At 68.2% G+C, this 18,960-nt stretch carries 14 protein-coding genes, 1 tRNA gene and 5 pseudogenes; 6 read left to right on the plus strand and 14 right to left on the minus strand.

The window, feature by feature from the left end:
• The first annotated feature begins 31 nt into the window (after nt 1-31).
• Nucleotides 32-973 carry a LysR family transcriptional regulator gene (locus tag ABFB10_RS07055; protein ID WP_347165973.1) on the plus strand — a complete coding sequence of 314 codons (942 nt, stop codon included), beginning with the start codon at nt 32-34 and terminating at the stop codon, nt 971-973.
• Here ABFB10_RS07055 and ABFB10_RS07060 read toward each other — a convergent pair.
• From ABFB10_RS07060 to ABFB10_RS07095, 8 genes and pseudogenes are all read right to left on the minus strand, one after another.
• Entirely contained in the window at nt 939-1,454 is a 516-nt protein-coding gene (locus tag ABFB10_RS07060; protein ID WP_347165974.1) for an NAD(P)-dependent oxidoreductase, read from the minus strand. The genes ABFB10_RS07055 and ABFB10_RS07060 overlap by 35 nt on opposite strands.
• Before the next feature lie 55 nt (nt 1,455-1,509).
• A pseudogene (locus ABFB10_RS07065) lies at nt 1,510-1,923 on the minus strand (Rossmann-fold NAD(P)-binding domain-containing protein); the annotation flags it as partial.
• Nucleotides 1,920-3,596, minus strand: coding sequence for a thiamine pyrophosphate-binding protein (locus tag ABFB10_RS07070; protein ID WP_347165975.1), 1,677 nt, complete (start codon nt 3,594-3,596; stop codon nt 1,920-1,922). The gene ABFB10_RS07070 and the pseudogene ABFB10_RS07065, both read right to left, overlap by 4 nt.
• Before the next feature lie 153 nt (nt 3,597-3,749).
• Complete coding sequence (locus ABFB10_RS07075; RefSeq protein ID WP_347165976.1) at nt 3,750-4,844, minus strand: 4-oxalomesaconate tautomerase; 1,095 nt, start codon at nt 4,842-4,844, stop codon at nt 3,750-3,752.
• A gap of 14 nt (nt 4,845-4,858) precedes the next feature.
• Nucleotides 4,859-6,865 (minus strand): tripartite tricarboxylate transporter permease, encoded by a 2,007-nt coding sequence (locus ABFB10_RS07080; RefSeq protein WP_347165977.1) that lies wholly within the window; start codon nt 6,863-6,865, stop codon nt 4,859-4,861.
• Nucleotides 6,866-6,946: 81 nt separating this feature from the next.
• Entirely contained in the window at nt 6,947-8,032 is a 1,086-nt protein-coding gene (locus ABFB10_RS07085) for a tricarboxylate transporter (protein ID WP_347165978.1), read from the minus strand.
• Between the two features lie 143 nt (nt 8,033-8,175).
• Nucleotides 8,176-8,673: an AbrB family transcriptional regulator gene (locus ABFB10_RS07090; protein ID WP_347165979.1), complete on the minus strand. Its 498-nt coding sequence runs from the start codon at nt 8,671-8,673 to the stop codon at nt 8,176-8,178.
• 103 nt (nt 8,674-8,776) lie between these two features.
• Nucleotides 8,777-9,103, minus strand: a pseudogene (locus tag ABFB10_RS07095) (AbrB family transcriptional regulator); the annotation flags it as partial.
• Between ABFB10_RS07095 and ABFB10_RS07100 the strand changes: the two are divergent.
• The 4 genes and pseudogenes from ABFB10_RS07100 to ABFB10_RS07115 all read left to right on the plus strand — a co-directional run.
• A complete protein-coding gene (locus ABFB10_RS07100; RefSeq protein WP_347165980.1) occupies nt 8,988-9,251 on the plus strand; it encodes a hypothetical protein in 264 nt (87 codons plus the stop codon). The pseudogene ABFB10_RS07095 and the gene ABFB10_RS07100 overlap by 116 nt on opposite strands.
• 163 nt (nt 9,252-9,414) lie before the next feature.
• On the plus strand, nt 9,415-10,815 hold the full coding sequence (gene tcuA, locus ABFB10_RS07105) for an FAD-dependent tricarballylate dehydrogenase TcuA (RefSeq protein ID WP_347165981.1): 1,401 nt from the start codon (nt 9,415-9,417) through the stop codon (nt 10,813-10,815).
• Nucleotides 10,805-11,908 carry a tricarballylate utilization 4Fe-4S protein TcuB gene (gene tcuB / locus ABFB10_RS07110; RefSeq protein ID WP_347165982.1) on the plus strand — a complete coding sequence of 368 codons (1,104 nt, stop codon included), beginning with the start codon at nt 10,805-10,807 and terminating at the stop codon, nt 11,906-11,908. Before tcuA ends, tcuB begins: the two co-directional genes overlap by 11 nt.
• Nucleotides 11,905-12,900, plus strand: a pseudogene (locus tag ABFB10_RS07115) (isocitrate/isopropylmalate dehydrogenase family protein); the annotation flags it as partial. The gene tcuB and the pseudogene ABFB10_RS07115, both read left to right, overlap by 4 nt.
• Nucleotides 12,901-13,203: 303 nt before the next feature.
• Here the strand turns inward: ABFB10_RS07115 and ABFB10_RS07120 are convergent.
• Nucleotides 13,204-13,911, minus strand: a pseudogene (locus ABFB10_RS07120) (NAD(P)-dependent oxidoreductase); the annotation flags it as partial.
• A gap of 46 nt (nt 13,912-13,957) precedes the next feature.
• Entirely contained in the window at nt 13,958-14,851 is an 894-nt protein-coding gene (locus tag ABFB10_RS07125) for a LysR family transcriptional regulator (RefSeq protein ID WP_347165983.1), read from the minus strand.
• Between the two features lie 491 nt (nt 14,852-15,342).
• On the opposite strand from ABFB10_RS07125, the gene ABFB10_RS07130 reads away from it, so the two are divergent.
• Nucleotides 15,343-15,419 (plus strand) — tRNA-Met (locus ABFB10_RS07130).
• A 468-nt stretch (nt 15,420-15,887) separates the two neighbouring features.
• Here the strand turns inward: ABFB10_RS07130 and ABFB10_RS07135 are convergent.
• The 4 genes and pseudogenes from ABFB10_RS07135 to ABFB10_RS07150 form a co-directional block, all read right to left on the minus strand.
• On the minus strand, nt 15,888-16,943 hold the full coding sequence (locus tag ABFB10_RS07135; RefSeq protein WP_347165984.1) for a RuBisCO large subunit C-terminal-like domain-containing protein: 1,056 nt from the start codon (nt 16,941-16,943) through the stop codon (nt 15,888-15,890).
• Between the two features lie 197 nt (nt 16,944-17,140).
• Nucleotides 17,141-17,875, minus strand: a complete 735-nt coding sequence (locus ABFB10_RS07140; RefSeq protein ID WP_347167959.1) for a TRAP transporter large permease subunit — start codon at nt 17,873-17,875, stop codon at nt 17,141-17,143.
• A gap of 4 nt (nt 17,876-17,879) precedes the next feature.
• A pseudogene (locus ABFB10_RS24020) lies at nt 17,880-18,428 on the minus strand (TRAP transporter large permease subunit); the annotation flags it as partial.
• A 9-nt stretch (nt 18,429-18,437) separates the two neighbouring features.
• Nucleotides 18,438-18,929, minus strand: coding sequence for a TRAP transporter small permease (locus ABFB10_RS07150; RefSeq protein WP_347165986.1), 492 nt, complete (start codon nt 18,927-18,929; stop codon nt 18,438-18,440).
• Nucleotides 18,930-18,960 lie beyond the last annotated feature (31 nt).

Below are 18,960 nucleotides of genomic sequence, written 5' to 3' on the forward strand. Positions count from 1 at the left end.
TCCGCGCGCAATAAGCGAAAGGGCCCTGTCGATGCGGGTGGATTATCTGGGGCTCGAAGCCTTCGTGGCGATTGCCGACTACGGGTCGTTCCAGCGCGCGGCAGAGGCGCTGCACCTCAGTCAGGCGGCGCTGAGCCACCGTCTGCGCAAGATCGAGGACGACCTCGGCAATGTCCTGCTGACCCGGTCGAGCCGCGAGGTGTCCCTGACCGCGCTGGGTCAGGGCCTGCTGCCCGAGGCCCGGCGCCTCTTGAAGGAATTGCAGGACACCTATGAAAGCGTGCGCGCGGGGGCCCAGCGGCAGGCCAAGCGGCTGTCCTTTGCCTGCCTGCCCTCGATCGCCAACACCATCCTGCCCGCCGTGCTCTCCGACCTGATGGCGGAACGCCCCGACATGGGCTTCCACATCCTCGACATCCCGGTCACGCGCATCGCCGAGACGGTGCGCAGCGGCAAGGCGGAATTCGGCATCACCATCGTCTCGGCGGAACTGTCGGACCTGCGCCTTCGGCCTCTGTTCGTCGAGGACTACGTGCTTTTCGTGCGCCGCGACCACCCGCTGGCGCAGAAGGGGAGCGTGGCGCTGACCGACCTGCTGGGCGTGCCCATGGCGCGGATCTTCTCGCAGTCGCGCAACCGGCAATTGCTGGACGTGGCGATGGGCGAGATGAAGGACAAGATCCGCTGGCACTTCGAGGTGCAGAACGCGATCATGGCGATGCGGCTGGTGAATGCGGGCGCGGCGCTGACGATCCTGCCGCGCTCCTCGATCACCATGGCCCCGGCGGACCTTGTGGCCGTGCCCTTCGAGGGCATCCGGCTGGACCGCACCATCGGCATCGTCTCGCGCCGGGCGGTGCCGCTGTCGACCAATGCGACAGAGACCCTTGCCCGGATCGAGGCGGAGCTTCTGAACCGCTTCGCCGATCATCTGGAATTCAACACCGAGCCCCAGTCCAGACCCCGGGGTTGATCATGTGGATCGGCGTCCCGTCGGCATAGGCATTGATCTGGTCGTAGATGTCGGCGAATTGCAGGTCCAGCTCGTCCTCGGTGACGTAGCCGATATGCGGCGTGCCGATCACCGCGGGGTGGTTGACCAGCGGATCGGCGGCATCGGTCAGCGGTTCCCTGTCGAAGACGTCCAGCGCAAGGCGCCCGGGGCGGCCCGCCGCCAGCGCCTGTTCCAGCGCGCCCTTGGCCACGAGGCCGGAGCGCGCGGTGTTCACGAAGCTGGCCGAGGGCTTCATGGCCAGCAGGTCTTCGGCGGTGACGATGCCGCGCGTCTCGGGCTTCAGCCGGACGTGGACAGAGACGAAATCCGCCTCTGCAAAGAAGGCGTGGCGGCTGTCGGCGACGGTCTCTCCGTCCGCCTTGGCGCGGGCCCGGCCCGCCTCGGAGGCCCACCAGACCACCCGCATCCCGAAGGCGCGCGCGTAGCCCGCGACCTGCACTGGCGATGCGCCCGTAGCCGTAAAGGCCCAGTGTCCGCCCCGCCAGCGTCTGGCCGACGCCCATCTGCCAGCGCCCGGCCTGCAAAGAGGCCATCTGCTGCGGGATCTGCCGCGCCGAGGACAGGATCAGCGCGAAGGTCAGTTCCGCCGCCGCGATGGAGGGCGTGTCGGAGTGCATGTTGGAACACAGCAGCACGCCGTTCGCGGTGCAGGCGGGCACGTCCACATGCGGGTAGACGCTGCGCTGGGAAATCAGGCGCAGGTTCGGCAGCCGCTCCAGCAGGGGCGCGGTGATCGCCGTGCGCTCGCGGAACAGCACAAGGCAGTCGGCGGGGGCAAGGCGCTCTGCCAGCGTATCGACGTCTTCGCTGTGGTCGGTCCAGACGGTGACGTCATGGCCCTTCAGCAGGTCAAAGCTGGGCAGGGTCCGAAGGGTGTCGAACCAGTCGTCGAGGATATGGATCTTCATAGCAGCTCCGTGATGTCTACGGGATGTTCGGTGCCGATGTGGCCGCCCGGATGGGCGCGGCGCACAACCGGGTTGGCGACCTTGTCGGAGATCGGGAAATCCCAGACCGCAAGGCCGCCCCTGTAGCCCGCCACGAGATCGGGCAGCGCAGAAAGGTCGTCGACGCGCGCGCCTTCTCCGCCAAAACCCCGGGCGATGGCGCCAAGGTCGACATGGCCGAAGACAGCGCCCTCGGTCGACAGGCCCTCGTCGCGCAGCTTGTGGATTTCAGAGCCATAGGCGCCGTCGTTCAGCACGCAGACCACGATGTTCAGCCCGTGGCGGCGCATGGTTTCCAGCTCTTGCACATGCATCAGCAGGCTGCCGTCTCCGTCCAGCAGCACCACCGTCTCGCCCGGGCGCGCGGCGGCGACGCCCATGGCGTAGGAGGTGCCGTTGCCGATGGCGCCGAACTCGCGGATCGTCAGGAATTTCTCGAAGGGGCGGCGCATATGGGCGAAGTAGAAGGAGCAATGCCCGGAGGAATTGACCATCTGCCAGTCGCCGGGCAGCGCCGCGTCCAGCGCGCTGACGACGTCGCGCGGGTCGAGAAGCCCCGCCTCGGGCGGGAAGCTACAGGTGTCAGAGGGCGCCCCGGCGATGCGGCGCGCCATGGCCTCGGTGCGCCAGCCGGCTTGCGGCGGCAGGCGGTCGAGCAGCGCCTCGACGCTCAGCTTCGCATCGCCGCGCAGGTGGTCGGTGGCCACGGCAAGGCCCTGGTTCATGGCACGCATGGCGGTGTCGATCTGCAACACGCGCGCTTTGGGGAACAGCTTGCCCTTGTCCATGTTGTGCTGCGTCAGGCTGCAACCGACGGCGATCAGCAGGTCGGATTCGGCGAAACAGGCGCGGGCGAAGGTGCTGCTGAAGCCGCCGCAGACACCCATGTCGAAGACATCGCCGTGAAAGATCCCGCGCGCGGGAAGCGAGGTCGTGACCACCGCGCCGATGTGCTCTGCCAGCGCACGGCAGGCCCCGGCGGCGCCAGAGGCCTCGGCCCCCAGACCGCCCAGCACGACGATGCGCCGGGCGCCCGCGATCAGGTCGCAGGCCACGGCCACGTCGGCGGGGTGCGGCGGCATCGGCGCGGGGCGCGGCGCCAGATCGCGCGAGGGCACCGGCTGTTTCAGCGTTTCGGGCGCGATCTGGCCCTGAAGGTCGAAGGGCACGCCAACCACCACCGGGCGCCGGGTCTCGCGCGCCTCGACAAAGGCATCGCGGATGGCGGCGGGCATCCGGGCCACATGGTGCAGGCTGTGGTAGCTGGCGCCGGTTGCCTCGACAAAGGGCGCCTGATCGATGGCCTGATTGTACCAGGCGGCCCCCAGCGGCGCCTCTCCGGCGAAGATCACCAGCGGGATGCCAGCGCGCACGGCGGCGGGCAGCGCGGTCAGCACCTGCGTCAGCCCCGGCCCGCAGGTCACGGTGGCCACCCCGATCCGGCCGGACTTGCGCGCATAGGCGGTGGCCGCCGCGACGGCGCAATGTTCGTGCCGGACGTAGACCATCGACGTCCCCAGCCCCGCCAGCGCCGTGGCCCAGTTCATATTGGCATCGCCAAGAAGGGCAAAGCAGGTCTCGACCTGCTCATTCGCGACAGTCTCTGCAAGGTGTTCGAATACATGTCTGGACACGGGCATCTCCTCTCTCGTCGCGCCCCCGTCAGCGGAACGCTCGCGACACGCCCGACCGCCCCTGCGGGCCGCCGCCTCCGGCGTGTCGCCATCTGTATCCCCGAGTATACAATTACGCAGGGCAAGAGAAAGCCCGCCGAAGCGGGCTTTGCATCATTCTGCGGCGAAAACCCGGGTCGGCACCATGACCTCGCCCCGGGCAATCAGGCGCGCGGTGCGCTCCAGCCCGGCGGATTTGATCTGCGGGCCCTCGGGGGTGGCGTCGAAGTCGATCAGCACGTCCAGCAGCCCGGCGGGATGTTCGACCTGCACCAGAAGCGGCGCATCGCCATCCACGCCCTGCGCAAGGCCGTCGGCGACGGTGCCCGGGGTGATCGCGCAGGCGGCGATGCACTGGCCGCCGGTCACCGCCATCGAGGGGTGGCAGGCCCAGGGCATGAAGTAGCGCGAGCCGATGGTGCCGCCCTGCGAAGGCTTGGCAAGGATCGCGATCTTCGGCGTCACGGACTTGGACACGTCGCCAAGGCCCATCAGTTCGCCCGCCTTCAGGCGGATCGCCTCGGCGCGCTCGAAGAAGGCGGTATTGGCGTCGAGCTCGGCGGCGGTCTCGGTGGCGGTCAGGCCGAAATCCTCGGCCCGGGCCATCATCACCGGCATGGCGACATCCATGCAGGTGACCTCGACCCCGTCGATCACGTCGATCTTGTTGCCGGTCGGGAACAGGGCGCCTGTGACCGAGCCCACGGTGCCCATGAAGGCCAGCCGCACCGGCGCCGCGGTGCCGGGCACACCGGCGATGGCGGTCTCACCCTCGTAGCTGACGGCGCCCTCGGGGGTCTGGATCACCGCCTCGATCACCGCGCCGGTGTTGACCGCGTGGATGCGCACGATGGTTTCCGGCCCGGTGATCGGCACGAGGCCCATCTCGAGCGCGGCGGGGCCGACACCGCACAGGATGTTGCCGCAGGTCGGCTTGAAGTCGACCTCTTCCTTCTCCACCGCGACCTGCGCGAAGAAATAGTCGACGTCGCAGTCGTCACGCTCGGACTTGGACAGCATGGCGACCTTGGTGGTCACCGCATTGCCGCCGCCGATGCCGTCGATGTTCAGCGGGTGGCCCGCGCCGACGGCGGCAATCAGCACCCGGGCAAGGTGGTCGCGGTCCTGCGGCAGGTCCTCGCGGCGGAAGTAGGGCCCGCGCGACGTGCCGCCGCGCAGGAACAGGTAGGGAATGCCGGTCTGGGACATGGTTATGGGAAACCTCAGGTAAAGGGCCAGGGCAGGTCGATCAGCGTCTGCAGGTAGCCCGGCGGGAAGTCACGCCCGAGGATGGCCGCAAGACCCATGATGAAGGCCAGCCCGATTGCGGTGGAGAGGATGGTGGTCTTCCAGCCAAACCGACCGCGGCTGCGGAAGAAGGCGACAAGGAAGAGCACCAGCGCGATGATGTAGCCGAAGACAAAGGTCATCACGACCAGAGAGGCGAACCAGGCCAGCGTCGTCCACAGCCCGTGCGGCGCCTCGCCGTCCTCGCCCTTTTCAAGGTCGATGAAGACGTCGTCGGTGGCCGGTTTCACCGCCATGCGGATCAGCAGCACCACCGCGCCGAGAAGGGTCACGAGGCCCACGGTCAGCGGGAAGATCTTGTCCTGCAGGCGGCCCACACCCCAGGCGTCGAAGATCGACACCACGAGGTACAGCGTGATCGCGCCAAGGAAGATCGCCGGCGCGGTCTTGGACACGGCGGGCGCGTCCATGTTCTCGCGGATGTTCTTCGAGGCGCGGATGCCGACGACCACCGAGATGACGGTCAGGATCAGCAGGCCGATGGTGATGGGCGACAGGATGTAATCCCAGCCCGCCTCTGCCGAGCGCCGGAAGCGCGCCCCGGCGATCTGCACCGCCTGGTTGACGAAGATCTCCGTCTGCGTCGACAGCACGAAGCCGATCAGGAAGGCGGGCCGCGAGTAGTCGAAGCGGCGCAGCAGGATGCCGAAGATGCCGATGGCCACCAGCGCCGCGAGGTCCAGCGCCGACTGGCGCGACTGGAAGGCCGCGAAGCCGATCAGCATGAACAGGAACGGCGCGAGGATGGTGAAGCGGATCGTCGTCAGCTTTGCGATCTGGTTCGACAGCAGGATGCAGAGACCCGCGCCGAAGATGTTGGCCAGCGCCAGCGACCAGACGATGGTATAGGTGATGTCGAGGTTGTTGCGGACCATCTGCGGGCCGGGCGTCATGTTCAGCAGCGCGAGGCCGCCGAGGAAGATCGCCATGGACCCCGAGCCGGGGATGCCGAAGATCAGCGTCGGCACGAGGCCCCCGCCTTCCTTGGCGTTGTTGGAGGATTCCGGCGCGATGACGCCGCGGATGTCACCCTTGCCGAACATCGACCGGTCCTTGGCGGTCTGCACGGCGGAGCCATAGGCCAGCCAGTCCACGACCGACCCGCCGAGGCCCGGGATGATGCCGACGACCACGCCGATCACGGCGCAGCGCAGCGACAGCCACTTGTTGCGCCACCAGTCGCTGACGCCCTGCGACCAGCCGTCGCCCAGCGAACCGCCCTCTGCAATCGGGCGGTCCCGACGCAGCAGCGAGGTGATTTCCGGGATCGCGTAGATGCCGAGGCCCACGATGACCAGTTGCAGCCCGTCCACGAGATACGGCAGCTCATAGCTCGACATGCGCAGCGACCCGCCCGCCGGGGCAGAGCCGACGGTGCCGACCATCACGCCAAGCCCGGCGGCGACGACACCCTTCAGCGGCACCCGGCCCGCAAGGATCGCCACGACCGACAGGCCCAGCACGGTGATCATCAGCATCTCGGGCAGGCCGAAGGCAAGGATCAGCGGGCGCGCGGCCAGAATGATGAAGGTCAGGATGAAGGCGCCGAAGAGGCCACCGAACAGCGACGAGGTGAAGGCCGCCGAAAGCGCCCGCGCCGCGTGGCCTTGTTTCGCCAGCGGAAAGCCGTCCAGCACGGTGGCCTGGCTGGCGGAAGAGCCGGGAATGCCCAGCAGCACCGAGGAGAAGGTGTCCGAGGTCGGGATGACCGCGATCAGGCCGACCATCAGGGCAAGACCCGCGACCGGGTCCATGCCGTACATGAAGGGCAGGACAAGGGCGAGCCCGGCGATGCCGCCAAGCCCGGGAAGAACGCCGATGGAGAGACCGAGAAGCACGCCTCCGAGAAGGTACATGATCTGGGCTGGCTGGAAGATGAGGGCAAAGGCCTCTCCCAGCTCGGGCAGGGCTTGCGCGAACATGGCTGTCTCCGTTCGGCTGGAATTGGGAAAATCCCGTCCGGCACGCGGGCCGGACGGGACGAGGTGTCCCGGAGGACGGGGTTACTGGACGGAGATGCCGTAGTCTTCCATCAGCCAGTCAAGCACGTACTGCTTGGCCTCGTCAGAGATCGAGGTCGCCTGACGCGTCGCTTCGACAGCGGCGGCACCGGTCATCTGCGGGTAGACGCCCAGCGTGGTCTCTGCCTCTTCGGCGAAGCCCTCTGCGCTGACCACCGCCTTGGCGGCGGCGACATAGGCGTCATAGACCTCTTGGCTGGCCGACTGCGGCAGGAAGATCGTCTTCTGGTTGGCGAAGCCCGCCACGAAGAAGGCCTTCCACGCATCCCATGCCACACCCGAGGTTTCGCAGCCCTCGGTGGCCTCGCAGACCTCCTTGAAGGTCGGCATGTCCGGGAAGGTCGGGTCGCGCACGATCACACCTTCCTCGTCCAGCGCACCCCAGGTGAAGATCGGCACCGCAAGGCCGTCATCCACCAGCGGCTGCACGTTGGCGAGATAGGCCGAGGAGGTCTGATAGTCGATATTGGCTTCGCCGCGCTCGAACATCAGGCGGCCGTCGCCGCGCCCCTCGACGCCGAAGACCGGATCGACCTGCATGCCAAGCATCTTGAACGCCAGCAGCGGAACCAGGTCCAGCGTCGTCGCGCCCTGCGAGCCATAGAGGTAGAAGGGATCCTTCAGGTCGTCCATGTCGCCGTCGAACTTCTCGCCCAGATCCGGCGGCAGGTAGACCACGCCACCGGTGGCCGAGGCCACGACCGGCTGCCATTCCTCGTACTTGTAGCGAACCCGCGGGTCGCCCAGCAGGTAGGGGAACTTGGTGGAACCGGAATCGCCGAAGAGCAGCAGGCCGTCACCTTCATCCTGCTGGCTCTGGAACCAGTTGGCACCCTCGGTCGAACCGGCGCCGGGACGGTAGCGCACCACCATGGTCGGGCTGCCGGGCAGCGCCGCCGCCAGCTTGGGCGCGTAGAAGTTCGCCCATTTCGCCGAACCGCCGGATTCCGAGAAGGGGATCACGTATTCGATGGTCTTGCCTTCGTAGGATTGCGCATGCACCGCCGACGCGGACGCGACCGCACCTGCCGCAAAGGCCGCGGTCGACAGAATCGAAGAAAGTTTCATGGATGTCCTCCCGTTGTTCATCCGCCCGGAACGTCGGTCAACTGTACAGCGAACCGACACAACCGGGCTGCCTGTTGAAAATGTCACCCGGCGCCAAGTTAATCAAACTCATTTATGGAATGGTCTGATGCAGAATATTCATTCTACCCTGGCGTGTCGCCGCCCCTTCCACGCACCTTGAAGAACGCCGCGAAGATCGGTGCGCCAAGAATGACGAGCACGATCCGCGTCAGGTGATGGACCACGATAAAGCCGAGGTCGGCGCCCGCCACGATGGCCAGCACGGTCATTTCGGCCTGCCCGCCCGGCGCGAAGGACAAAAAGCCCTCGACCGGATTGGCGAAACCAAGCACGACCACGATCTCTGTCACCATGACGGTGAGCACGGCAAGGATGCCGACGAAGGCGATGCCCGCCAGCACGTCCTTGCGGATCTCGAGCAGCGTCACGCCGACGTAGCCCACGCCGATCCCGATGCCGATGAAGTACTGCGCGGCGACGATGGCCTCGCGCGGGGGGCGGTGTTCGATCACGCCCGACAGCGACAGCACCGCCGTCACGATCATCGGCCCGAGGATGCTGGCCCCGAAGAGGCCGATGCGCTCCCCGCCCTTCCAGCCGATCAGCGCCGCCGCCACCATGACCGCCAGCTCGACGACGGGAAGATCCGCCGCCGGGGCGCCGATGGGCTGGATCAGCGAGCCGGTCGAATAGCTGTGTCAGCACGATGGGCGCGATGGTGACGATGATCAGCACCCGCGTCGCATGGATCAGCGACAGCGCCCGCACGTCCGCCCCGGCCTCTTGCCCGAAGACAACCATGTCCTGCAGCCCGCCGGGCATCGCGGCATAGTAAGAGGTCGGCAGGTCGAAGCCGCAGATGCGGTGGAAGTAGGGCACCCCGACAAGCCCGATCACCGCGACATAGAGCGGCACGAACATCACCGATGCCATCATGTTCGGGATCTGGTGGACCACCTCCGGGGTGATCGAGGCCCCCACCGCGACGCCGAGGATCGTCCGCGCGCCCTTGGAGATCGGCCCCACCCCTTTCAGCGGCGCGCCCAGCAGCGCCGCCAGCAGGCAGGCCGTCATCGGACCGAAGAGAAAGGGCAGCGGCAAGGACAGCGACCAGAAAAACAGCGTTCCGGCACCGGCAATGGCCAGCGTCCCAAGCCAATGGGCCATCGGGGTAAAGCGGGGGGAAGGTGTGTCTTGACGCATTTGTATCCAAGTGTATTCTATCGGATGCAGAAAGGGAACAGGAATCTTGCGGCACCGCCGCCCCTGCCCCGTCACGACGGACCACAGCCGCCACGAGGCGGCAAGGACGAAGGGGCCAGCCGCGGAACCCCGCAAAGGCCAGCACCCGGAGGAATGGAATGAACGCTACACAGGCAGCCGCGCGCGCGTGGGATGTCGTCATTGCAGGGGGCGGCAATGCCGCGCTCTGCGCCGCCATCGAAGCCGCCGAGACGGGGGCCAGCGTGCTGATCCTCGAAGGCGCGCCCAAGGTATATCGGGGCGGCAACTCTCGCCACACCCGCAACTTTCGCTGCATGCACCACGGCGCGCTCGGCCCGCTGGTGGAAACCTACGACGAAGAAGAGTTCTACGACGACCTCCTGCGCGTCACCAAGGGAGAGACCGACGAGGGCCTTGCCCGCATGGCGATCCGCTACTCGCAGGACTGCCTGCCCTGGATGCAGGACCACGGCGTGCGCTTCCAGAAATCGCTGTCGGGCACGCTGTCGCTGGACCGGACCAATGCCTTCTTCCTCGGCGGCGGCAAGGCGCTGGTGAATGCCTACTACCTGACCGCGCAGGACCTGGGCGTGCAGGTGCTCTATGAGGCGCAGGTGAAACACATCGGCATCGAGGGCCGCGCGGCGACCCATGTCGAGGTCGAGGCCGAGGGCGCCCTGCACAGCATCAAGGCGCGCGCGGTGGTGCTGGCCTCCGGCGGCTTCCAGTCGGACATCGACTGGCTGGCCCGCGCCTGGGGCGAAGCGGCGCGCAACTTCCTGATCCGCGGCACGCCCTACAACCGCGGCGTCGTGCTGAAGGACATGATCGATCAGGGCGCGCAATCCGTGGGCGACCCGACGCAATGCCACGCCGTCGCCATCGACGGTCGCGCGCCGAAATACGACGGCGGCATCGCCACGCGGCTGGACTGCGTGCCCTTCTCGGTCGTGGTGAACAAGAACGGCGAACGCTTCTACGACGAGGGCGAGGACGTCTGGCCCAAGCGCTACGCGATCTGGGGGCGGCTGGTGGCCGCGCAGCCCGATCAGGTGGCCTATTCGATCATCGACAGCCGGTCGATCGACCTCTTCATGCCCTCGGTCTACCCGCCCTTCTCCGCCGATACGCTGGAGGGGCTGGCGCAGAAGCTGGACCTGCCGGTGGACCGGCTGACAGCCACCGTCGAGGCCTTCAACGCCGGTTGCCGCGAAGGGGCCTTCCACCCGCAGCAACTGGACGGGCTGGCGACCGAGGGGGTCGAGCCGCCCAAGACCAACTGGGCGCGCGCCATCGCGGAACCGCCCTTCTACGCCTATTCCCTGCGCCCCGGCGTGACCTTCACCTACCTCGGCCTGAAGGTCGATCAGCGGGCGCGGGTCTCGGGGCCCGAGGGGCAATATGACAACATCTGGAGCGCGGGCGAGATGATGGCCGGTTCGATCCTGGGCCAGGGCTACCTGGCCGGATTCGGCATGACCATCGGCACCGTCTTCGACCGCATCGCTGGACAGGAGGCTGCCAAACATGTCGCTTGACGTGACCCTGCAAACCGACCCCGGGCTGATCTCGGACGATCCGATCACCGAGGCCCGCCGCCAGGTCGAGATCTGCAACGCCTGCCGCTACTGCGAGGGCTTCTGTTCGGTCTTTCCCGCCATCACCCGCGAGAAGGTCTTTGCCGACGGGGACATCACCCAGCTGGCCAACCTCTGCCACAACTGCCGGGGCTGCTACTACGCCTGCCAGTACACCGAACCCAACGAATGGGCGCTGAACCTGCCGCGCGCGCTGGCCGATGCCCGCGTCGACAGCTGGGAGCGGCTGGCCCGGCCCGGCGGGCTGGCACGGCTGTTCCAGCGCAGCGGCACGGCGGTGGCGGGCGCGCTGGCGGTGGGCTTTGCGCTGATGATCCTCGCGGTCACCGCCCTGCCCGGCAGTGGCGAAGGCTTCTACGCCTACCTCTCGCACAACGCCATGGTGGCGATCTTCCTGCCCGCCTTCCTGTTCCCGCTTCTGTCGATCGCCGTCTCGATCCGGCGCTACTGGCGCGAAGTCGGCGGCGGGCGCGTCACATGGGGCATGATCCGCGAGGCGGGCGCCTCGGCGGCGCGGATGAAGAACCTCGACGGCGGACAGGGACAGGGCTGCAACTTCGAGAAGGAAGACCGCTTCTCGAACGGGCGCCGCCATGTGCATCAGGCGATCATGTACGGGTTCCTGCTGTGCTTCGCCTCGACCTCGACCGCGACCATCATGCACTACGCCTTCGGGATGCAGGCGCCCTATGGCTTCTTCTCGCTGCCGAAGCTGCTGGGCGTGTCCGGCGGGCTGCTTCTGGTCGTGGGCTGCATCGGCATGGTGATGCTGAAGCGCAAGGCCGATCCGAACCTTGGCGCCCCCGCACGCGAAAGCGGCGCCGCCGCCTTCATCTGGCTGCTGGGCTTCGTCGGGCTGACCGGGCTGGTGCTTTACGCCGTGCGCGGCACCGGGCTGACCGGGCCGCTTCTGGCGGTGCATCTGGGCGCGGTGCTGGCCTTCTTCCTGCTGACGCCGTTTTCGAAGATGGCGCACGGCTTCTACCGCTTCACCGCGCTGGTGAAGGACGCGGGCGACAGGGGGGTCAAATGACCACGATCCTGACACTGGACGGCGACGGCATCGGCCCGGAAATCACGGCAGCCACCCGCGCCGTGATGGAGGCCGCCGACAGGCGGTTCGCCCTCGGCCTGCACATCGAGCGCGCCGAGATCGGCTTTGCCGCGCTGAAGGCTTCGGGGACGACCATCCCCGAGGCGGTGATCGAGGCGGCGCTGGCGGCGGATGGCGTGGTGCTGGGGCCGGTCTCGCACAACGATTACCCGCCGGTGGCCGAAGGCGGGCTGAACCCCTCGGGCGTGCTGCGCAAGCGGCTGGACCTCTTCGCCAACATCCGCCCCGCCAAGACGCCCCCGGGCGCCTCTGGCGCAACCGGCCAGCCGGTCGATCTGGTGACGGTGCGCGAGAACACCGAGGGCTTCTACGCCGACCGCAACATGGCCGAGGGCTCGGGCGAGCTCTTGCCCGACGCGGACATGGCGCTGGCGGTGCGCAAGGTCACCCGCCGCGCCTCGCGCCGGATCGCCGAGGCCGCCTTTGCGCTGGCCCTGACGCGCGAGGCGCGCCACGTCACGGCGGTGCACAAGGCCAATGTGCTGCGGGTCTCGGACGGGCTGTTCCTGGAAGAGGTGCGGGCGGTGGCGGCGCTGCACCCCGGCGTGGCTTATGACGAGGTGCTGGTGGACGCGATGGCCGCGCATCTGGTGCGCAACGCCGGGCGCTACGACGTGATCTGCACGACCAATATGTATGGCGACATCCTGTCCGACCTCGCGGCGGAGCTGGCGGGCGGGCTGGGCCTCGCGGCCTCGCTGAACGCGGGCGAGACGCATGCCATGGCACAGGCGCAGCACGGTTCGGCCCCCGACATCGCGGGCACCGGGCGGGCCAATCCGGCCTCTCTGGTGGGCTCGGTCGCGATGCTCTTCGACTGGCTGGCGGGGCGCAAGGACACTGCCGCCTTCAGCGAGGCCGCGCAGGCGATCCGCGCGGGGCTGGACGCGGCGCTTGCCAGCCCGGACACCTGCACCCCGGATCAGGGCGAGCCGCGCCGACACCGCCGCCATGGGCGCGGCAATCGCACGGCATGTGACCGGCTGATGCAAAAGGAAAGGCCCTGTGAAGGGCCTTTCGAAACGCTCTTCGAAGAGCGTTGGAAGCCGCTTCGAAGCGGCTTCCCCCTCACCCCGGCGCAGCGCCGCGATCTCGCCGACGGCGGCTTCCAGATCGCCTTCGGGGATGTCGTCCGCCGAAAGGTTGCCCATCAGCGACTGCACCCGCGCCACCTCTGCCGCCAGCGCGCCGTTCAGGCCGAGGTCGGTCAGGGTGGCGGCGCTTTCCTCCATCTCTGCCGCGCGGCGCTTGCCGTGGCGCAGCGTGCGCTCGAAATTGTACGAGACATTGTTGGGCCAATCGAGCCCCGGGAAGCTGCCCGAGAGCGAGGTCAGCACCCGCTCGAAGCAGCCCGAGGCCTTGGCGGCCAGCATCGCCTCGACGGTGATCGCCTCCAGCCCCTTCACAAAGAGCGAGCGCACCATCTTGATCGCCGTCGCCGCGCCCGGCGCATCCTCGACCACCTCACCCTTGAAGCCCGCCTCGAAGAACTCCGCCCCCGGGGTGCTGGCCTCGTGCCCGGCCAGCAGCACCGGCGTCGCGTGGCCGCGCGGGTGGACGGGCGCCATCACCGCCATGTCGATGTAGCGCGCCCCGGCCTCCTCGACCTCTGCCGCCGTGGTGCGCTTGCGGTTCGGCGAAACAGAGTTGATGTCGATGTAGACCTGCCCCTGCACCAGGTGCGGCAGCACCGAGCGCGCGGCGTTCAGGCTTTGGTCGGCGGTGACGGCGGCGATCACCCAGCGCGCGCCCTCGATGGCCTCGGCGGGGCTCGCGGCGGCGCGGATGCCACGCGCGGTCATGGCCTCTTTCATCTCGGTGCTGTCGATCAGGTCGTAGGCGGCGATGCTGTGACCGGCGGGCAGCAGCGTGTCGGCAAAGGCGCGACCGGCCTCGCCGAAGCCGATGAAGGCGATGTTCATGGTCTGGGTCTCCTGTAGGCGGGCGGTCCTTGCGCCGCCCGGTGGTCTAGGGGGTCAGACCGCCGGACAGGTCGGCGGTCTTGAGGATCACGGATTTCAGCAGATGCACGGCGGGCGGCAGATAGGCGTCGCGCCGGGTCATCAGGGCAAAGTTGCGCGGCATGGTGACCTGCGGGCAGGGCAGCTCCACCAGCGCGCGCCGCATGTAGCGAGCGCAGAAGGTCAGAAGCTGCATCTCTTCGACCATCCGGTGCAGCATGATCATGGAATCGGATTCGATCAGCGGGGTCGGCGCCGGGAAGCCATGCGTGGTAAAGGCGGCGTCCAGCCAGGCCCGCAACGAAAGCGACTGCGACTGCAGCGCCCAGCGGGCCTCGGCCAGGTCCTCTATCCGCAGCGTCCCGCGCTGCAGCAGCGGGTGGCGCGGGCTGGTGGCAAGGATGACCTCGTCGCGCAGCACCACCTGGGTGTCGAACTCGGTCTCGTCCTCGCCGTGGCAGGGCGAGACGATGATGTCCAACTCGTCGCGCCGCAGCTTGTCCTTCAGCGCGTCGGCCATGCCGATGGACAGCTCGAAGCGCACACCCGGCGCCTGTTCGTTCAAAACCCGGAAGGCGGCGGGCAGCAGGTTCTCGACCGAGGTGGTGCCGCCGCCGATCCGCACCACGCCCGCCAGCCCCTGCGCATGGCCGCGCAACTCGCGCTCGATATCGCTGACGGTCAGGCGCAGGCGGCGCGCGCGTTCCAGCAGCACCTCGCCCAGCGGGGTGATCGCCTTGCCCCGCCCCTCGCGCAGGAAAAGCGGGCCGCCCAGATCCTGCTCCAGCCGCCGCACCGCCTTGGTCAGCGCCTGCTTGGTCAGGCCCAGCCGGTCCGCCGCCTCTTCGTAGGTGGCGGTGGTCGCGATGGTCTCGAAATAACTCAGGTCGCGCAGATCCATGCCCCTGTCCCTTTTTCCTAGCCCCGAGGAAGGCCCGGTCAAGAACGGCGCTGCAGGTGGCGGCAACGGCCCGCAGGGACGCCTGCCGACCGCCACGAATGGCGCGGATGTGCTGCGTACATGGGCTTGTCCTCCCGAAACGACCGCTGGAACGGGCCAGCTGGGCCATGCCTATACAGCGCACCCCCTGAAGTGTGAACTGCAGTTGAACATTTTTCGATTACTGTAAACCGCAGGTCGCCCATCGGTGCGCGGCAGGCAACGGATGCCGCCGCTGGCAGGCGATTACACGCCGCAAGACGTCCCGCCGCCCGGGTCACGGGGCAGAAACGCCCCGAACAGCCCCGCCAAAGCCGTCCTTGCCACGCCACAGCCCCCTTCTCACCCTGACCGTTTCCGCCGCTCCGCGCGCCTGTCGAAAAAATTTTACAATTCCGTCTCTGGGGGCCTTGCGGACCCCGGAGGAATACAATAGTTCACCCAAACATTGGCGCGGGGTGGAGCAGCCCGGTAGCTCGTCAGGCTCATAACCTGAAGGTCGTAGGTTCAAATCCTACCCCCGCAACCAAAAAACAAGGGCCCCGAGGCGATAGCGCCTGGGGCCCTTTTTTCGCCTCAACGCCACCTTACCATTTCAACCGACTCGCGGGCGGGCCGCATGGATTGCCGCCCGCCGCCTGGGGCGCCTAAGCCACCCGAAGGTCTCGGCGCATCGCTGGCACCGCTTCGCGAGCGCAGAGCAGGCAGCGCACAGGCCGGGCGATCCCCGCGGCGGAGATGACGCACGACCCGGGGCTGGTGGCGGCAGGCACCACGGCCCGAGGTCCGCGCCGCCGCCCTGCCCGGCCATCGGAAAGCGTAGGACGGGACGGCGCCGCACCGGCTCGCCCCTGTCACGGGTATCGGCACCGGCACAGGCGCAACCACCCCGGCGGTTCGCGGCGGCGCGCGGACGCCCGCCCTGCGCGCCGTTGGCCGAGCCTTGACACCACCCCTGCACGCGCGAAGCATCGCCCCGGGGCAAAGCGCCCTGCCCTCAGGAAAAGGCCCGGATCGCGGCAGCAAGGCGCGCGTCGTCGCGCGCGGCCTGTTCCAGCGGGATCCCCGCAACCGCAGCCTCCCGGGCGGCGCGCAGCGCGTGCACCCCGGCGGCGACCCCGTCGGGATGCGCCACGACGCCCCCGCCCGCGCAGAAGATCAGGTCGGTCGAGCCGATGGCGCGGCAGGTCGCGTCCGCCTGAAGCACGGTCTGCCCCGAGGAGAAGACCGGCATGACGGTGCGGGGGTGGTCGGGATGCAGCGGCGTCAGGCAGGCGCGGGCCGAGGCGACAGAGCTTTCGTCCGGCTCCCAGAACTTGTTGGCAATGCCGTTGACATGCATGTGGTCGACCCCTGCCACGCGCCAGAGCGTCGCCCATGCCGGGTAGGACCAGCCGCTGTCCGAGGGGCGGCCCAGCATGCCCCAGCCGTTGCGGTGGGCATGGATCGGCAGGCTGCAATGGCGCCGGAGCGCCGTCAGCCCCGCCAGCCCGACCGAGTTCAGGCTGGCCATGACACAGGTGCCGCCGCGCGCGGCCACGATGTCGTGGCGGCGCTTCATCTCGTCCACCTCGCCGGTGATATTGACCGCATACATGACCTTGCGGCCCAGCCGGTCGGCATGGCGGTCGATGACCTCCATCACCTTCGCGAAACGGCCCTCGAAGGGGCAGAAGGGGCCGTCCGCCTGCAGCTCGTCGTCCTTGATGAAATCGATGCCGCCGGCGCAGAGCGCATCGACCAGCGTGGCGGTGCCCTCGGGCGTCAGCCCGACCGAGGGCTTGACGATGGTGCCGATCAGCGGGCCATCCGCGACCCCGGTCAGGCGGCGCGTGCCAAGGGTTCCGAAACCCGGGCCGGGGTAGGCCTTCAGGAAGGCCTCGGGCAGGTCCAGCGCGGTGATCTTCAGCCCGGCCACCTGCTTCAGCTCGGAAAGGTTGCCCGCCACCGTCGCCACGAGGTTCGGAAGCGAGGGGCCGATGTTTTCCAGCGGCCAGGAAATCCGCATCCTCCAAGAGGTCACCGGCCCGTCGCCCGCGCTGCCGGTCTGCACCGGCGTGCCCGGATCCTCGACCTGCTCCAGCAGCTCGACCCGGGCGGCGGACCGCTCTTTCAGCGCCGCGTCCTCGCCGGGGATGGCGACGAAGGTGCCCGAGGATTGCTCGCCGTGCCGCGATCTCGGCGGTGCGGGCGGCGTCGCCCCGGGTGCGCAGGATGTAGTCGGCGGAAAAGCGGTCGGACATGGGGGCCTCAGCGCAGCAGCAATTGCGGGACGATCAGGGAGATCTGCGGCACGAAGGCCACGATCAGCACCGCCACCAGCAGGATGGCGAAGAAGGGCCAGATGGCGCGCAGGTAGTGCCGCAGAGAGATCTTCGCGATCGACATGACGATGAACATGTTCATCCCCACGGGCGGCGTGACAAGCCCCAGCATCAGCACCAGCACCATGACGGTGCCCATGTGGACCGGGTCGAAGCCGGCGCTGAGGCCGATGGGCACCAGCAGGGGCGCCACAAGGATCAGCGCCGCGTTGCTTTCCAGAAAGCAGCCGATCACCAGCAGGAAGCCGATCATGACCAGCATCAGCAGCGCGGGCGTCTCTGCCAGCCCGGACAGGCTGGCGGCCAGCGATTGCGGCACGCCCAGCCAGGTCAGCAGCCAGGACACGGCGGCGGCGCCCGCGATGATAAGGAAGATCGCGCCCACGGTCATGGCGCTTTGCCACAGCACGGTGCAGAGGCCGCGCAGCGACAGCTCGCGATACCAGAAGCAGGCGATCAGGATGGCATAGGCGGCGGCCACGGCGCTGGCCTCGGTCGGCGTAAAGACCCCCATCAGGATGCCCCCGACAAGCAGCACCGGCGCAAAGAGCGCGGGGGCGGAGCGCGCGAAGGTCACCAGCAGGTGCCGGACCGTGGCGCGCGAGCCGGGTCGGCAGGTTGTCCCGGCGCCCGATGTAGGCGACCAGCAGGCACATGGCAGCGGTCATCAACAGGCCCGGCAGCAGCCCCGCCACCAGCAGTTGCGAGATCGAGGTATTGGTGATGGCGCCGACGATCACCAGCGGGATGCTCGGCGGCACGATGGGGCCGACCGTGGCAGAGGCGGCGGTGACGGCGGCGGCAAAGCCCGGGTCGTAGCCCTCTTTCTTCATCACCTCGATTTCCACCTGCCCAAGGCCCGAGGCATCGGCCACGGCAGAGCCGGACATGCCCGACATCAGCAGGCTGGCGACGATGTTCACCTGTGCCAGACCGCCGCGAAAATGGCCGACCAGCGCATTGGCGAAGTCGAAGATGCGGTTGGTGATGCCGCCGGTGTTCATCACCTGCCCGACCAGCACGAAGAAGGGCACCGCCATCAGCGGAAAGCTGTCCATGGCACCGAACATCTTCTGCGGGATCACCAGCATCGGCGTGCGGATGGTCGGATCGGCAAAGAGGAAGACCATCGGGATGGCGACCAGCGCCAGCGCCACGGGGATGCCGAGCACAAGCAGAAGGAAACCTGTGACGGAAGACAGGGCAACGGGCATGGGGAAACCTCAGTGTGCGGCGGGCTCGGCGGGCGCGGGCTCTTCGGGAACGAAGAGACCCAGAAGCTGGCCGAGGATCATCAGGGCAAAGCCGGTGGGCAGGGCGGCATAGATCCAGGACATCGACAGGCCAAGGCCCGGCGTGCGCTGGCGGATGGCACGCTCTGCCGGGTCCCAGCCGTGCCAGAACAGGACAGAAAGGATCGCGCAGGCGATCACCGTGCCGATCAGGCGCAGCGGCAGGCGCAGGCGCGGCGGCAGCATCTCTGCCCCGATCAGCGCCAGGTGCTGGCCCTTGCGCGCACAGAGCGCCGAGGCCAGCATGGCCAGCCAGACCATGGTGTAGCGCGCCAGCTCCTCGGACCACGACAGCGGCGCCGAGAAGGCGTAGCGCATCAGGACCTGTCCGAGGATCGCCACCAGCATGACGGCGAACAGCAGCCCACAGAGCGTGGCAAGGCCGCGCACGAAGAAGGCATCGAGAAAGCGGAGGATGGACATGGAACGGCCCCTTGCGGAAGCGGCGGCCCGA

Source organism: Ponticoccus litoralis (genome assembly GCF_039769985.1).
GTDB lineage: Bacteria > Pseudomonadota > Alphaproteobacteria > Rhodobacterales > Rhodobacteraceae > Ponticoccus > Ponticoccus litoralis.

What these genes read in the sequence shown, in the direction of transcription:
- ABFB10_RS07150 (WP_347165986.1), bottom strand. Translation starts at nt 18,929, where the DNA reads ATGTCCATCCTCCGCTTTCTCGATGCCTTCTTCGTGCGCGGCCTTGCC.
- tcuA (WP_347165981.1), top strand. Translation starts at nt 9,415, where the DNA reads ATGAACGCTACACAGGCAGCCGCGCGCGCGTGGGATGTCGTCATTGCA.
- ABFB10_RS07100 (WP_347165980.1), top strand. Translation starts at nt 8,988, where the DNA reads ATGTTCGGGATCTGGTGGACCACCTCCGGGGTGATCGAGGCCCCCACC.
- ABFB10_RS07125 (WP_347165983.1), bottom strand. Translation starts at nt 14,851, where the DNA reads ATGGATCTGCGCGACCTGAGTTATTTCGAGACCATCGCGACCACCGCC.
- ABFB10_RS07080 (WP_347165977.1), bottom strand. Translation starts at nt 6,865, where the DNA reads ATGTTCGCGCAAGCCCTGCCCGAGCTGGGAGAGGCCTTTGCCCTCATC.
- ABFB10_RS07085 (WP_347165978.1), bottom strand. Translation starts at nt 8,032, where the DNA reads ATGAAACTTTCTTCGATTCTGTCGACCGCGGCCTTTGCGGCAGGTGCG.
- ABFB10_RS07090 (WP_347165979.1), bottom strand. Translation starts at nt 8,673, where the DNA reads ATGGTGGCGGCGGCGCTGATCGGCTGGAAGGGCGGGGAGCGCATCGGC.
- ABFB10_RS07055 (WP_347165973.1), top strand. Translation starts at nt 32, where the DNA reads ATGCGGGTGGATTATCTGGGGCTCGAAGCCTTCGTGGCGATTGCCGAC.
- ABFB10_RS07075 (WP_347165976.1), bottom strand. Translation starts at nt 4,844, where the DNA reads ATGTCCCAGACCGGCATTCCCTACCTGTTCCTGCGCGGCGGCACGTCG.
- tcuB (WP_347165982.1), top strand. Translation starts at nt 10,805, where the DNA reads ATGTCGCTTGACGTGACCCTGCAAACCGACCCCGGGCTGATCTCGGAC.